13 protein-coding genes, 1 tRNA gene and 1 pseudogene are annotated in these 13,679 nt (G+C 48.7%); 12 read left to right on the top strand and 3 right to left on the bottom strand.

The genetic code is table 11. The features are described 5' to 3' along the window. The 8 genes and pseudogenes from AAX04_RS12290 to AAX04_RS06735 form a co-directional block, all read left to right on the top strand. Positions 1-243, top strand: a pseudogene (locus tag AAX04_RS12290) (transposase); the annotation flags it as partial. Between the two features lie 242 nt (positions 244-485). After that, entirely contained in the window at positions 486-1,163 is a 678-nt protein-coding gene (gene deoC / locus AAX04_RS06765) for a deoxyribose-phosphate aldolase (RefSeq protein ID WP_066795934.1), read from the top strand. Positions 1,164-1,232: 69 nt separating this feature from the next. Beyond that, positions 1,233-1,811, top strand: a complete 579-nt coding sequence (locus AAX04_RS06760) for a hypothetical protein (RefSeq protein ID WP_066795931.1) — start codon at positions 1,233-1,235, stop codon at positions 1,809-1,811. An 89-nt stretch (positions 1,812-1,900) separates the two neighbouring features. Continuing rightward, positions 1,901-1,977: transfer RNA gene (locus AAX04_RS06755), tRNA-Met, on the top strand. Positions 1,978-2,042: 65 nt separating this feature from the next. After that, entirely contained in the window at positions 2,043-2,978 is a 936-nt protein-coding gene (speE, locus tag AAX04_RS06750; protein WP_084761246.1) for a polyamine aminopropyltransferase, read from the top strand. A 45-nt stretch (positions 2,979-3,023) separates the two neighbouring features. Further along, positions 3,024-3,584 (top strand): 30S ribosomal protein S4, encoded by a 561-nt coding sequence (locus AAX04_RS06745; protein WP_066795928.1) that lies wholly within the window; start codon positions 3,024-3,026, stop codon positions 3,582-3,584. A gap of 47 nt (positions 3,585-3,631) precedes the next feature. Next, positions 3,632-6,196 (top strand): Ig-like domain repeat protein, encoded by a 2,565-nt coding sequence (locus AAX04_RS06740; RefSeq protein ID WP_066795926.1) that lies wholly within the window; start codon positions 3,632-3,634, stop codon positions 6,194-6,196. Positions 6,197-6,261: 65 nt separating this feature from the next. Next, positions 6,262-6,924, top strand: a complete 663-nt coding sequence (locus tag AAX04_RS06735; RefSeq protein WP_066795923.1) for a hypothetical protein — start codon at positions 6,262-6,264, stop codon at positions 6,922-6,924. Between the two features lie 46 nt (positions 6,925-6,970). On the opposite strand, the gene AAX04_RS06730 is transcribed toward AAX04_RS06735, so the two are convergent. The 3 genes from AAX04_RS06730 to AAX04_RS06720 form a co-directional block, all read right to left on the bottom strand. After that, entirely contained in the window at positions 6,971-8,389 is a 1,419-nt protein-coding gene (locus AAX04_RS06730) for a radical SAM protein (protein ID WP_066795920.1), read from the bottom strand. Positions 8,390-8,395: 6 nt separating this feature from the next. Then, entirely contained in the window at positions 8,396-9,901 is a 1,506-nt protein-coding gene (locus AAX04_RS06725; RefSeq protein WP_066795918.1) for a radical SAM protein, read from the bottom strand. A gap of 85 nt (positions 9,902-9,986) precedes the next feature. Beyond that, positions 9,987-10,172, bottom strand: coding sequence for a hypothetical protein (locus AAX04_RS06720; protein WP_066795915.1), 186 nt, complete (start codon positions 10,170-10,172; stop codon positions 9,987-9,989). Positions 10,173-10,262: 90 nt separating this feature from the next. On the opposite strand from AAX04_RS06720, the gene AAX04_RS06715 reads away from it, so the two are divergent. The 4 genes from AAX04_RS06715 (at position 10,263) to AAX04_RS06700 (ending at position 13,677) form a co-directional block, all read left to right on the top strand. After that, positions 10,263-10,658: an NAD(P)-binding domain-containing protein gene (locus tag AAX04_RS06715; RefSeq protein ID WP_084761244.1), complete on the top strand. Its 396-nt coding sequence runs from the start codon at positions 10,263-10,265 to the stop codon at positions 10,656-10,658. Between the two features lie 137 nt (positions 10,659-10,795). Next, on the top strand, positions 10,796-11,404 hold the full coding sequence (locus AAX04_RS06710; protein ID WP_084761243.1) for an NAD(P)-dependent oxidoreductase: 609 nt from the start codon (positions 10,796-10,798) through the stop codon (positions 11,402-11,404). Between the two features lie 30 nt (positions 11,405-11,434). After that, positions 11,435-12,364, top strand: coding sequence for an MBL fold metallo-hydrolase (locus AAX04_RS06705; RefSeq protein WP_066795912.1), 930 nt, complete (start codon positions 11,435-11,437; stop codon positions 12,362-12,364). A gap of 50 nt (positions 12,365-12,414) precedes the next feature. Further along, a complete protein-coding gene (locus AAX04_RS06700) occupies positions 12,415-13,677 on the top strand; it encodes a mandelate racemase/muconate lactonizing enzyme family protein (RefSeq protein ID WP_066795909.1) in 1,263 nt (420 codons plus the stop codon). Positions 13,678-13,679: the final 2 nt, after the last annotated feature.

Raw genomic sequence — 13,679 nt, 5'->3', positions numbered from 1 at the left:
ATTAAGAATGGTGATAGGGGTCATGAGAATTACAACCACAAGGTCTCAGTATTCAGGAATTCGATCATTGAGAGAATAACCCTAAAGACACCACTGTACAGCATAGAAACCAAATACGTAAACCCAAGAGGAACAACAAACTCAACAGAACACGATGAGTTAATGAGAAAGCATGGGCTAGACAAACACACTGCATCAGCACACCTAACAGCCCTAAAAGGACTCAAGCATCAACAAAAATGAGTAATACAAATAATCAAGAAAACCGAAACTGCCCCCAACCCTGGGTTAGTGTTTTTAAAGATTAGCACGGTTTTAGGCGCCCGGAGGTTGATGAAACCCGGCATGGCTGAACCTTGATGTGGTTAGGGTTATCTGAACCCCCAACAAGCAGCTTATGGATGAGGAAATGGTGGATGGATTAGGCATTGCAGACCTCGGTGGCTTCGTGTAATGCTTAAAGGCCACTCCAGGGGGTATTGGTGATGAAGGTTCCTAGTAGTAGGGAGGAGTTAGCCAGGTTAATAGACCACACGATACTTAACCCAGCCGCAACCCCAATGGATGTGGAGAGGTACTGCAGGGAGGTTATTGACTACGGGTTTTACAGCGTTGTGGTTAACCCATTCTACGTTAACCTGGCCAGACAAATATTGGGCAATAGGGCTAAGGTTGGTGTTGTCGTGGGCTTCCCCTTCGGGGCAAGTAAAAGCACCGTTAAGGCTGAGGAGGCGGAGTTGGCCATACTGGACGGGGCTGATGAGGTGGACATGGTCATGAACATAGGCGCCTTCAAGGCAGGTATGCTTGACCTTGTTAAGAGGGATATTAGGGCGGTAGTTAAGGTTGCGCATGAATATGGCGTGGTGGTTAAGGTAATAATTGAGACGGGTTACCTAAACAGGGATGAGAAGGTTAAGGCGGCTAAGCTAGTTATGGAGTCCGAAGCCGACTTCGTTAAGACAAGCACAGGCTATGGGCCCGGGGGTGCAAGTGAGGATGATGTTAGGCTACTTTACGAGGCTGTGGAGGGTAGGATTGGCGTTAAGGCTGCCGGTGGCATTAGGAATGCGCAGCAGGCCATTGCCATGATTAGGGCTGGGGCCAGTAGAATAGGGACGAGCCACGGGGTTGAGGTAATTAATTCATTTAAAGCTGGTTAAAAACACAGCGGCCAACTGCTAGGGTTAATTGAGAAAAATGCTTTAAACCGTGAAGCATAAGATTAACTTATGATTAGTGAGGATTTGCTAATAATAATGCTCACGTTGAGGCTGAGGGGTAGGGTTGGTAGGTATTACCTAGTTAACCTACTGGGGTTAGGGGAGGGGGTGGTTAAGGATAGGTTAAGGGAGCTTAAGGTAATGGGTCTAGTGGAATCCTCAAGGTCAGGCTCAACGCTGACCAGTGAGGGGTTGAGGAGACTGAATGAGGAGCTCAACGGCTATGGGGTTACTAACATAGAGGAGGTTGACTTAACCCCAGTCTTCAACAGGAGGTATAGTTACTGCGTAATGGGCGGCCTAATTAAAATGCCCAATAGGCTTAACATAGTTGAATTGAGGGATGTCGGCATTAAGAACGGCGGTGACGCAGTCCTCATAATGCACGTGAACTGCGAGACAGTGGATATACCATTAACCGGCTTAACTATCAACAAGTTCAGCCCGGAATTGTCAGCTAGGATAAGGTCCAGGTACCCGTGTGGCTCTTACGTTGTAGCCGTGTGTGGGGGAACCATGTACGGCTCATTAAAGGGCCTCATTGAGGTGGCTAAGTCCGCCTCAGCCAACGTGGCAATGGCTAATTAAAGCACCACTGATGCGTTTAGTTTCAAACAACCCTATAAGCATGTTGATGCGGAGAAACCCTTATAAACTAGGTTCTTCATGAGAGCCTTAGCGGCGTAGGGAAGCCTGGTATCCTGCGGGGCTCATAACCCCGAGGTCGGTGGTTCGAATCCACCCGCCGCTACCATAACCTAAAGCCTAGGTTAATGCTTAATAAGGGGTGGCTAAACTAACCCCCGGCGACTGGGAGCAATGGGCGACGTTTTAGATCAAATAAGCAGAATGGGCACGTACTTCATAGAGTTTGAGACACCCTTCAGCTGGCACCTAAGGGCCGTTAATAGAGTCCTGTACTCAGGCGAGTCGAAGTACCAGAGGATAGCCGTTGTTGAGTTTAAGGATTTAGGCAAAGCCCTAGTCCTAGACGGTAAGGTGCAGAGTTCACTATTCGACGAGTACGTTTACCACGAATCACTGGTCCATCCGGCGATGGTGCTTCATGGGAATCCCCAAAGAGTCCTCATAATCGGGGGTGGGGAGGGGGCCACGGCCAGGGAGGTTCTTAAGTGGGATACCGTTAAGGAGGTTATGATGGTTGACATTGATGAGGATGTCGTTAACGTGTCCAGGGAGTACCTGCCTGAAATGCACGGGGGTTCATTCAGCGACAACAGGTTTAAACTGTTGATTGGCGACGGTAGGAGGTTCCTTGAGGAAAGTGGGGATAGGTTCGATGTCATACTCGTGGACGCCACAGACCCACTTGAAGGGGGGCCCTCATATCTACTTTACACCGTTGAGTTCTACAGGTTAGTTAAAAGTAGGCTAACCCCCAACGGTGTCTTTGCCACCCAGGCAACCAATACGGCGTACGCGTTGAAGGTGTTGGCCGTTATATACAGGACCATCGGCTCTGTGTTCAGTAGGGCTAGGGTTTACCAGTCTTACATGCACTCCTACGATGCACCCTGGGGATTCGTGGTGGCCAGTGATGCCTCAGATGCGCTTCAACTAACCCCGGCAATGGTTGACGATGCGTTGGCCAAGCATGTTAGAGGTGGCACCAGGTACTACGATGGCTTAACACACGTCCACATGTTCACGCTGCCCAAGCACATTAGGGCCGCCCTTGAGGATAGGAGCATTAAACCCGCCACGGATTCAAACCCAACCTTCATGCCCATGTAAGGACGTTGGGAAATATTTATATACCATGCCCCGGCATCGGGCTTAATGGGAGATCCTAAGAGACCTAAGAAGAAGTACATTGAGGGTAAGCCGAAGAGGCTGTGGAACAGCGAACTGCTTATGGGCGAGCTTAGGTTAATTGGCGAATACGGCCTAAGGAATAAGAGGGAGCTTTGGTTAGCTAGGGCACTGCTTAGGCGCATTAAGCATAGGGCTAGGGAAATACTCTCAGCGCCCCCTGAGGTTAGGGAAAAGGCCGAGGCGGAGCTTAAGGATAGATTATTTAAGATGGGGCTGATAAACGACACGTCGATACCACTGGACTCAGTCCTAGCCCTAGACGTGACTGCAGTTCTTGAGCGTAGGTTGCAGACGCTGGTATATAAGAGGGGTTTAGCTAGGTCACTTCATGAGGCCAGGCAGCTCATAGTCCACGGCCACATAGCCGTAAACGGCGTTAGGATTAGGTCACCAGGCTACCTGGTGCCAAGGGGCCTTGAGGACGGCGTAGGTTTAGCACCGACCTCACGCATATTCAAGGCTAAGGTTGCCCAGCCAGGCCAGGGTAACCAAGCCGCTGCATCTGAGCCCCAGCAGACTCAGTAGACGTTGAATTGAATAACATTTAATAATCCACTCATGATGAACCTCCAATGGTGAATATGGAGAAGCTGGCCCTTATCGTATTTGCGCTCGCAGCCTTCGCACTGATTGGTACCTTAACTGCCCGCTCCAGTCAATTAGCCACAACTAACTCAACTTCAACAAGCCCCATAAACGTGACTCGGCCAGTTAATGCAACAAAGCCCAGGTTAAACATGACCCTGGGCGTCAGCTTAGTTTACCTATCCTACGAGAACTGGGTTAATTACCCAAGCAATGGCCTCATTTCAACACCATTAAACTACTTCACGCTTCTGGTTAATGCCTCAATAGTGAACTCAACGATACCGTTCAATGGCAGCGCAACCCTGAATGTTCGGATAGGCAACGTCTACACATACTCTGTGTCCTTCAACTTAACCACCGCATCCTATAGGCTCATTAATGTGCCTGTTTACTCAATACCATACGGCAACTACTCCATTAACGTAACCTTAGGTGTGCTTAACTTCACCGTCAGCAGGATCTACCGTCTAATAATGTATAAGCCCAAGATAATTGGGGCCTACATAACCCAATGTGGCTTAACAACCCCAATAGCCAACAACTCAATTATCAACATGCCTTACGTATCACCTAAACTGAATATTATCGTCTACTCGGCTGAACCGGTTAAGCTAAGCCTAGTCAACACCATTGGGACCTACTCCTCGGTGGGCGAGATAACCATTAATGGCCTGCAGGTTGTTGAAGAGCAGTTAGCCTTCATTAATGGGACTGTCTCAGCGGAACTAACACTCAATGGGCAGGTGTACTCATCTTACCTCACCCAGCTCAGTTCATCAAGGCCCTGGTTTACCGTTAACGTCACCTACGGTGAATTAGATGTAAGCGTGGGTAATGGGTCCATTATACCCGTGGTGACTGGCCATATGGTTAACGTTGTTGGGGTTTACATGAGCAACTTAACCATGAATGTAATGGTTAATGGCCAGTCATCCTCAGGTAGCTTCCTTACGGTTAGTAGTGGCGCCTACGATGTTAAGGCCTACTTTAACTACGGGTATTGCACAGTTGGGTCGGTGGAGTTTACCGTTAGGGCTTATCAACCAACCGCCGTGGTTAGTACGCCTAACTCAACCATACCCATTGGGGTTGAATCAAGGGTTTTGATTAACGTGACTGTACTAGCGCCGATAATTAGCGAGAGGATTTACGTAACACCTCTATTACCCCAATTCCCAGTCAGTATCATTGGGGGCTCCGCTTACCTCCGCGGTAATGGGACATTTAGCATCTCCATGCTGGCGCTTCAACCAGGTCCAATACCCCTCAACGTAACGCTAATCATGACTGATGATGGTGGCTTCTTGTACAGCTTCAACAGTATTATACTGCTTAATGTGCTTAAGCCTGAGTTAACCACTAAGCCCCAGTTCCTGAACATAACGTATGGTGAAACCGTAAACTTAACCATAATCCTAACCGCCGGTGGGCTTAGTTTACCCAGGCAGGTTGTGCAGTACCAAGTCACGTTGAATGGGGTAGTGATTTGGTCGGGGGCCGTGACGACAAACAACAGTGGTGAGGCCTCGATTAACTTTAAGCCTAATGTAACAGGGGTTTACGTGATCTACACCACCTACTCGCCATCGCAGTCCTTCTCAACCTCAAGCCAGGTTAAGGTTATTGTTGAGCCGGTTACCGTTACCATAAGCTACCTGGTGAATTCAACGATTGTGTATGGGCAATTACTAACGGTAGCCGTTAACCTAAGCCCAAGGATAAGTGGCTCGGTTTACGTCTACATTAATGGTTCATTGGCCGGCTACATCAACGTCATTAATGGCTCCGGCCACATTTACATTAAACCCGAGGAAGCCGGTTACCTAAACTTAACCCTCTACTACCCAGGTTCACAAAACTACCTACCATCAATAGCCAAGTCATCGGTCATAGTACTTAAGGCACCGTGCAGCATCAGGGTGGGGGTGTATGGTACATTCATAGTCGGTGATGAGGTGTTTATTGTGGGAAACACCACAGCCCCCGTTAACACACTCCCCGTGAGTATTAACAATACATTGATGACCGTTGATGTAGTCAACGGCTACTTTAAAGCAACCTACACACCAAGGTACCCTGGGCTATACGTCATAAACATTAATTGGCCTGGCAACAGGAATTACTTATCATGCGGGTTTAGTGGAGTAATAAGGGTGTCTAAGGCTAACCCGACTATAATAGTTAGGGTGCTTAACAACGGTTCCATATCACTAGGCAGTTCAGTGATACTACTGGTTATAGTTAAGGCTAAGCACCCATTCCCAACCACCTCAAATGCATTGGTGTTTGTTAATGAGAGTGGTAGGTTGAGGGTATTTAACACGCAGCTGGTAAATGGGTCAATGTTAAGGATTGGTGCTGATAGGGTTGGCCAATGGTCCATATACCTGAACTACACGGGTAATGAGTGGTTAAACCAAGTCATCGTTGGACCCGTGGAGGTCTCAGTCATACCAGGGTTAATGGGTGTGCCGTGGTATGATTTCACAATATACGCCTTAGCCATAATAATGGGTTTCATAATATCACTACTCATGCGCAGCAGCTGAGTATTAACCTACCGCAGGGTCTCAATTAGAATGTTTAATAAATAGGTTAATTTAACCTAGTTACTGTGGATTATAAATCAATTCCGGATGAAACCTGTCCTATAGTGCACTTAGACACCGCCCACTTGGTACTGCATATTCTCTACCGTAGAATATCCATATGCAATTCCCTAGGTTTAAACTGCATGGGCTTACCCATATTGTCAACCTCAACCTTAACCATGAGGGGTTGTAGTAGGGAATCCGTGTATAGGCTTTTTAGGAGGCTACTGAGGATTAGGGATAAGTTAGGTAAGAACATTAAGCTGCTTGAGTTAGGTGGCATTAAGGCTTACCTAAGGTTCTCGAGGAGTAAGGGTAGCATATACGTTTATGATGGTTACATGGTGAGTAAGGATGACTGTGATAAGGTGGGTAAGTGCGTAATGATCAACAACGTCTCCCTACTATACATGTACCTGATGATTAGGTTAACCGGGAGGAACATGGCGCTTCTCAACATACCTGATGCCTTAATATGGGTGAGTAAGGTATTCGGTAAGGACACCGTGGTAAGCATACTGGACCTTACCCATGACTACATTGAGAACGGTGTATTGTCGAGTAATGTTGATGTGATACTAGGCTTAATCAACATGCTTGGGTTAAGGGTAACCATGCAGCAGTTCGAGAACGCGGTACTCCCAGCCAAGAGGATACTGCATCTAATGAGGGAACACGAAACCTAACAATACTCAGGTGTGAGGTTATTTAAATTTTTAAATTAAAAATATCTTAATCCTCCTCTCTCCTCATTAACCTATCCATGAACCACGGCACCACCGAGTTCTTAATGGCCGTTATTATGGTTGATAACCTTCCGCTAAGCAGCTCCCTGGCTATGAAGCTGAGTCTCATGTAGAATACCCTATAGGCGTATTGAAGCATCTTATCGGCCTGCTGCCTAGTGAACCTGTAACCCCTCATCACGGCCCTAAGCGTTGTGTAGTGCTCCCAATTCCAATCCTCAATGAGGTTCTCGTTAACCGCCTGGTAGTACAGTGGGGTGCCTGGGTAGGGTGTTGCTACTGTGAATTGGGCGTATGATGGATCCAGTTTAGCGGCGAATTTAGCAGTCCTCTTCATATCATCGATGGTTTCCCAGGGGAACCCAATCACGAAGGAGGCCACGGCATTGGCCTTAAGTTCATGAACCCATTGAAAAACTCTAATAGCCTGATCTATGGTTATCCTCTTGCCAATCCTGTTTATAGTATCTTGGCTGGCTGACTCAACCCCGAAGTAGAGCGCCGTGCACCCATGGTCCATTAAGGCCTTCATCATCTCCCTATCCATCGTATCAACCCTTGAACCGCAGGAGAAGTTTACATTAAGCCCCCTCTCGTCAAGTTCCCTAAGGAACTCGTAGACGAACCTTTTACCAAGGGTGAACTCGTCATCAGTGAACACTATTGTCCTCGCCTTATACCTATTCACGGCATCCTCAATCTCGTCGGCGACATTCTTAGCTGACCTATACCTGATCATCCTACCCCAGTAGTATGATGTTGAGCAGAAGGAGCACCCATAGGGGCATCCACGGCTGGCCATGACGTGTATTATCCTAATTGGCTTACCGAATATCGTGTACTTATCCATGGGTAGTAGGTGGCGTGCTGGGAATGGTAACTCATCCAGGTTCCTTATTATCGGCCTATCCCTAGTCTTAACAACCTCCCCATTCCTGTCCGTGAACACTATGCCCTTAACCTCCTTAAGCGCATCCCTATCCATGCCAACCTTCTCAAGGGTATTAACGAGCTCCAGCGTGGTGTACTCGCCCTCACCCCTAACAACAACATCGACGCCGTGGCTTAAGGCCTCATCGTACATGAAGGTTACGTGCGGTCCACCCATTATGACCGGTAAATCCTTATCATACTCCTTAATCGCCTTAACAGTGTCGTAGGCCTTATATACCGTGGGTGTTAAGGCCGTTAAGCCAACTACGTCAGGCCCCCAGGCCTTAACCTCACTAATGAATGAGCCTAAGTCAATGCCCTCGGTGGGTGAGTCAATTATCCTGACCTTATGGCCAGCATTCTCTAGAACTGCGGCTATCCAGGCAAGGCCAAGTGGTGGTGCCTTAAGTCCAAGTACCTTGTATAGCTCAAGCTTATCAATGCCTGGTGGGACTGCCAGGAGCACCTTCATTGGGGGTCACTTAAACCTTAAGCCCGATACCTTAACCTTAATCTTAGCCCACTCCTCAGCCTCCTCCTTAAGCCTCCTCCACTCCGAGGAGTTGTATATGCACCCTGGGTCTGGGGCTAGTACATCGCCGAAGTAGCCGTATGCCCTAGCCCTACAGCCACCGCAGATTAACTTATATGGGCATTTACCGCAGAAGCCCTTTAACCTATCCCTATCCCTGAAGTTCTCCATAAATGGGTCCATCCATATGTCCCAGAAGGACTTAGTCCTAAGGTTACCCACGGGGTAGGGTAGGAACACGCATGGGGTTACCGTGCCCTCAGGCTCAATGGCGGCGTAAATCCTCCCCGCACCACACCCACCTATGAACTCCGTTAACTCCCTGGTTATTGGGTCATTAGCAACCACGAAGTGTGTTGGTGCAGCGTCCTCATTGTTGCTTAACTGGTTCACAACCCTCCCATAGTATGGCGCAGTGCTCACAATCTCCATGTTCCTCCTCTTCATCTCCCTGTAAATGTGCCTTAGGAACCTCTCCCTCTCCTCGGGATCTAGGTCAATTTCAAGGTTTTCACGGCCCCTACCCACAGGTACAAAATTGAAGAAGACAACCCTCCTCACACCTATCTCCTGGGCTAGGTCAAGCACCTTATCGACCTGGTCAACATTAGTCTTCGTGACTGTGAAGGCCAGTGCCACGCTGAAGCCGAGCTTAACCGCATTCCTAAGGCCCTGGACAGCCTTAGCCCATGCCCCTGGCACACCCCTAAACTTATCGTGAACCTCAGGGTCCGCTGCGTCTATGCTTATCTCCACGTACCTTAACCCAGCCTTCTTAGCCTTCTCAGCGAACTCCATGTTGGCGAACATTAGGCCATTTGTGGCCACGGCCGAGTAGAACCCCCTCCTGTTCATTTCATTTAAAACATCCCAGAAGTCCGGGTGGATTGTTGGTTCACCCCCAGATAGGGCTATTGCTGGCACACCAGCCTCGTCAAGCTCCTTAACCACCCTAAGCTTCTCCTCAAGTGTTAATTCATTGGGCAGTGGCTTGCCGGCGTTTTGATAACAGTGAATGCACCTGAGGTTGCATAGGTTGGTGAAGTTCCAAACTATGAAGAATGGTGCAGGGAGTTTTTGTGGTGTTGTTACGCCGAATAGGGCAATGCCCCTAAGCGTGGTTACAATGCCCCTTCTGACCGCTGGGTCGCTAAGTAGCTGCTTAACCTCCTCCTCATCTGCGTGGAAGTAGCTCATTGACAGTTTAACCATGGCCTTGAAGAATGGTGAAACCATGTGGGCGATGATTGGGCATGGCTCATTACCAGCGTAGGCGGCCATAACCCACTCAAGCAGGGGTTTCCTCCTACCATTAAACTCCACCTCCTTCATCAACGCCGACAATGCATGCCTAACAGCGCCCCTGTTTAGAATCCTAATAGCGGCTATCAACGCCCCAGTACCACTCCTCCTGGATAATTCATCATCGATCTTATCCGTGATCGACGACATAGGTTTATGGGCTCGGTGAAACTAATTAGCCTGTTGATACGGTAAGCCACTTAACCCTTAATGAGGTTTTTAAGTGAAGCAGTGCTCACCGACTCCTCCTAACGCTGATAATCACGAATATTAGGAAGGCCACTAGCATGACTATGACCACTAGGTCTATTATCAACGCCGCCTCAACATGCAGGTTGAATGGTAATGCGAAGAGGGCCAGCACCAGGAACATTATGGACAAGGTATACGCCAGGCGGGCCACCGCTGGATCCAGCTCCATGGTGGTGACGCTTAGCTTGGTAAATATACTTTATGCATCCTAACAGCGATGGTGCGATAAGTTTAATTACGATTAGACGCCTTATGGATTATGGTAACAGTTGGTGTGATAGGCCTAGGTACCATGGGTTGGAGGATAGCCAAGGTACTAAGGGAGGATGGCCTACTCCGCGGCGTTTACAATAGGACACCTAGTAAGGCGAGGGCCTTCGCCGAGGAGTTTAAGGTTAAGGTTTACGGTAACCCAGCTGAGTTGGCTAGGGATGTGGATGTCGTCTTATCCATAGTTTCAGACGACGATGCAGTTAAGGCTGTGATGCTCGGCGACAGTGGAGTGCTTAATGGGGTTAAGGGCAGATCCCTAGTCATCGAGATGTCAACCATATCACCATCAATAGAGTTGGCTAAGCTTATGACCCCTTCCCGTCCCAGTGGGACGGGGTTTCACTGCTGGGGTCTTGGGCGTTACCCCCTCTTTGGGGGTTAATGGTTTCGTTCCTGGGGTGGTGATGAATGGTGGGGTATCGCCCCACCGGCTCATCTGACGTAGGGAAAACCCCCTCTCGGGGGCACCACCCCGAGCACTAAAACTCTAACGGAGCTGGGATTAATAAACCTATCGCTATGAAACCCACGCAGTGGGGTAACCCCACCCTAAAGGGTGGGGCTTGTCTACTCGTTGTCAAGGGGAGGGGTGGTTTAATGGTTGATGCACCGGTGATAGGCACGTCAGTGTTGGTGGAGAGACGCCAAGCCGTGGTTCTGGTGGGTGGTGAGGATGAGGCCTTCGAGAAGGCCCGTGAGGTGGTTAGCCACTTCGCCAGCTCTGTGGTTCACGTTGGGCCAAACGGCTATGGACTATACGCCAAGCTTGTGAATAATGCGTTATTGGGCTCATACGTAGCCGCCCTGGCTGAGGTGGTTAACCTAGGTGAGGCAATGGGGCTCAGCGGTGATGTAATAACGGATGTGTTGGTTAAGTTATCCAGCGCCAGGTCCCCCACATCAGAGCTTAAGGTACCTAAGATGATTAAGGGGGACTTCAGCGTCCAATTCGCAACCAAACACATGAGGAAGGACCTCGATTTAGTTAGTAAAGAGGCCAGTAGGCTGGGGGTCCCCATACCGCTGGCGTCGCTGTCCCTTCAACTGTATAGGATCGCCGAGGCCATGGGGCTTAGTAATGAGGACTTCTCAGCGGTAATCAAAGTACTTGGCAGGGTTAAGGGTTAACGTTTAATAGCTTACTTAGGCTTAGCAGTAATGGTTGAGGTTATTGTTAAGGAGCTGACCAGTGGGGTTAACCTAGTGGGCACGTACTACGGTGATGTGGAGCTTAACATGGTTTATGTTAAGGGTTCTGGGGTATTGCTGGATACAGCCACGATCGGCATAATTGAGGATGTAGTTAACGCCATTGGGTTGCCTAAGGTGGCCATAGTGACGCACCCCCATGAAGACCACGCCGGTGGGAGCGCGTACCTAGCCAATAGGGGGGTTAAGGTGATTGCCCATGATGTGGCGAGGGGCTTCCTATACAGCAACCTGGTGAACGTTGACTCATTCTTTCCACTTAGGTATAGGAGGTGCTTTGACCAGGAGTTGGTAGAATCCCTAATAAAGGATTTTAGGGCCAAGATTGGTTCACCTGTTATCCACGAGTCGTTTAGGGGTGTGTTGAGGATTAATGGTGTCGAGTGCCTAGAGGCCTTCGGCCACACATCGGGTACGGTGGTTTGCATCGCCAATGGGGTTATGTTCACTTCGGATGCGGTGCAGGGGTCAGGGATAAGGGGATCTAAGGTAACCGACTCCATACCTCAAGTTTCATCGATTGACGATTACCTTAACACACTGAATATGCTTAAGAGTATTAGCGTCAAGATGCTTGTACCTGGGCATAATTACTTACCCCCCGCTAAGAGGGTCCTCGAGGGTGATGAAATTAAGGAATTCATAAACACATCCATGAATTCCATAAATAAGCTATTGAATTTAGGTAGGCTTATACTTGAGGAGAGGCCAATGACTATTTGCGAGTTTGCAAGTGAGTTAATACGTGAATATGGTGTTAAGAGGGGGCTTTACCTACAGGCCTTGATAACGGCGGAAGCCATACTGAAGTACTACAGGAGGCGGGGATTACTAAGGGTGATTAAGGAGGGTGACGTAGCCCTATACGCAATAAGGTAATGCCCTGGGTAATGAATTAATGCATTAAAGGGGTAGTGGGGGATTATGGTATGCGGGAGTTAAAAATAACCGACCTTAAGGTTGCTACTGTTCAAGCTAACTTTGAATGGACCTTCGTTAGGGTTTACGCAGGTGACCTTTATGGTACAGGTGAAGCCGGCCCAGCCCCTGGGCTTAAGGATATGGGGCAGCGTTTTAAGAGGCTGCTCCTAGGTGAGGATGCGCTTAAGATTAGGCGTATTGAGCAGAAGGTTAGGTGGGCTACGTTACATGCTGGTACGACAACATACCACCTGGCCTCGGCCATAAACATAGCACTATACGACCTGGTGGGTAAGTACCTTAACGTCCCAATTTGGCGGTTATTAGGGGGTTATAGAGATGAGGTGAGGGTTTACGTTGATGCCCATGGTGGCAAGGGCCTTGAGGCCATGAACTCCCTACTGCTCCCTGAACAGTTACCATGGCTCAGTGGGGCTGAGGTTGAAACAGGTAGGTTAGTTACATCCAATAACCCTATACATGGAAGGTTATCCATGGAGAAGTGGAATGAGGACTACAGCCCAGAGGCATATGCGGATAGAGCCAGGAGGATGGTTAATGAGGGTTTCACGGCTATTAAATTCGACTTAGACGTTCCAACACCGTACACAGACCCCAGGTTGATAATGAGCGGCGAGTTAACGCTTAAGGACATTGACTACCTGGCGTCCATAGTTAAGGCCATTAGAGAGGCCGTGGGCGATGGCGTTGATATAATGTTTGACCTTCACTGGAGGTATAACGTCAACACTGCCATAAGGATATGTAGGGCCATTGAGCAGTACAGGCCGAGGTGGATAGAGGATCCAACACCAGCTCAAATAACCGTAAGCAACCTTGATGAGTTTAGGCTAATTACCCAAAACTGCAGTGTACCTATTGAAACTGGTGAGAACATGTACACGGTTAACCAATTCAAGGATCTGCTGAATGTCGGGGTTAGGGTTTGGGCTCCTGACATAGTTAAGGCTGGTGGGGTTAGTGAGGGTGTTAGGATAGCTGAGTTAGCATCCATGTACGACATAGAGTACTCACCCCACAACACCGCATCACCAATAGGTACCATGGCCCACGCCCACGTAGCCTCGGTTGCAAACACGTTTGGTGTACTCGAGTTCCATGGTCATGATGTTCCATTTTGGGGTGAGATAATTAAGCCTAAGAGGAGGATAATTGAGAATGGTTTCATAAGGCTTGGTGATGAACCTGGGCTAGGTATTGACCTAGACCTAGACGCCATGAGGAGGTATTGGCCGGACCTGGAATTATGATT

This window comes from Caldivirga sp. MU80, assembly GCF_001663375.1.
In the GTDB taxonomy this organism is placed as follows: Archaea; Thermoproteota; Thermoprotei; order Thermoproteales; family Thermocladiaceae; genus Caldivirga.
This window is presented reverse-complemented; position numbering and strand designations above follow the sequence as displayed.

Bases quoted from the DNA above. Each gene is read 5' to 3' on its own strand.
- AAX04_RS06720 (WP_066795915.1), bottom strand. From the start codon at position 10,172: ATGGAGCTGGATCCAGCGGTGGCCCGCCTGGCGTATACCTTGTCCATA.
- AAX04_RS06760 (WP_066795931.1), top strand. From the start codon at position 1,233: ATGATTAGTGAGGATTTGCTAATAATAATGCTCACGTTGAGGCTGAGG.
- AAX04_RS06710 (WP_084761243.1), top strand. From the start codon at position 10,796: ATGAAACCCACGCAGTGGGGTAACCCCACCCTAAAGGGTGGGGCTTGT.
- AAX04_RS06715 (WP_084761244.1), top strand. From the start codon at position 10,263: ATGGTAACAGTTGGTGTGATAGGCCTAGGTACCATGGGTTGGAGGATA.
- AAX04_RS06730 (WP_066795920.1), bottom strand. From the start codon at position 8,389: ATGAAGGTGCTCCTGGCAGTCCCACCAGGCATTGATAAGCTTGAGCTA.
- AAX04_RS06700 (WP_066795909.1), top strand. From the start codon at position 12,415: ATGCGGGAGTTAAAAATAACCGACCTTAAGGTTGCTACTGTTCAAGCT.
- AAX04_RS06745 (WP_066795928.1), top strand. From the start codon at position 3,024: ATGGGAGATCCTAAGAGACCTAAGAAGAAGTACATTGAGGGTAAGCCG.
- speE (WP_084761246.1), top strand. From the start codon at position 2,043: ATGGGCGACGTTTTAGATCAAATAAGCAGAATGGGCACGTACTTCATA.
- deoC (WP_066795934.1), top strand. From the start codon at position 486: ATGAAGGTTCCTAGTAGTAGGGAGGAGTTAGCCAGGTTAATAGACCAC.
- AAX04_RS06725 (WP_066795918.1), bottom strand. From the start codon at position 9,901: ATGTCGTCGATCACGGATAAGATCGATGATGAATTATCCAGGAGGAGT.
- AAX04_RS06705 (WP_066795912.1), top strand. From the start codon at position 11,435: ATGGTTGAGGTTATTGTTAAGGAGCTGACCAGTGGGGTTAACCTAGTG.
- AAX04_RS06740 (WP_066795926.1), top strand. From the start codon at position 3,632: ATGGTGAATATGGAGAAGCTGGCCCTTATCGTATTTGCGCTCGCAGCC.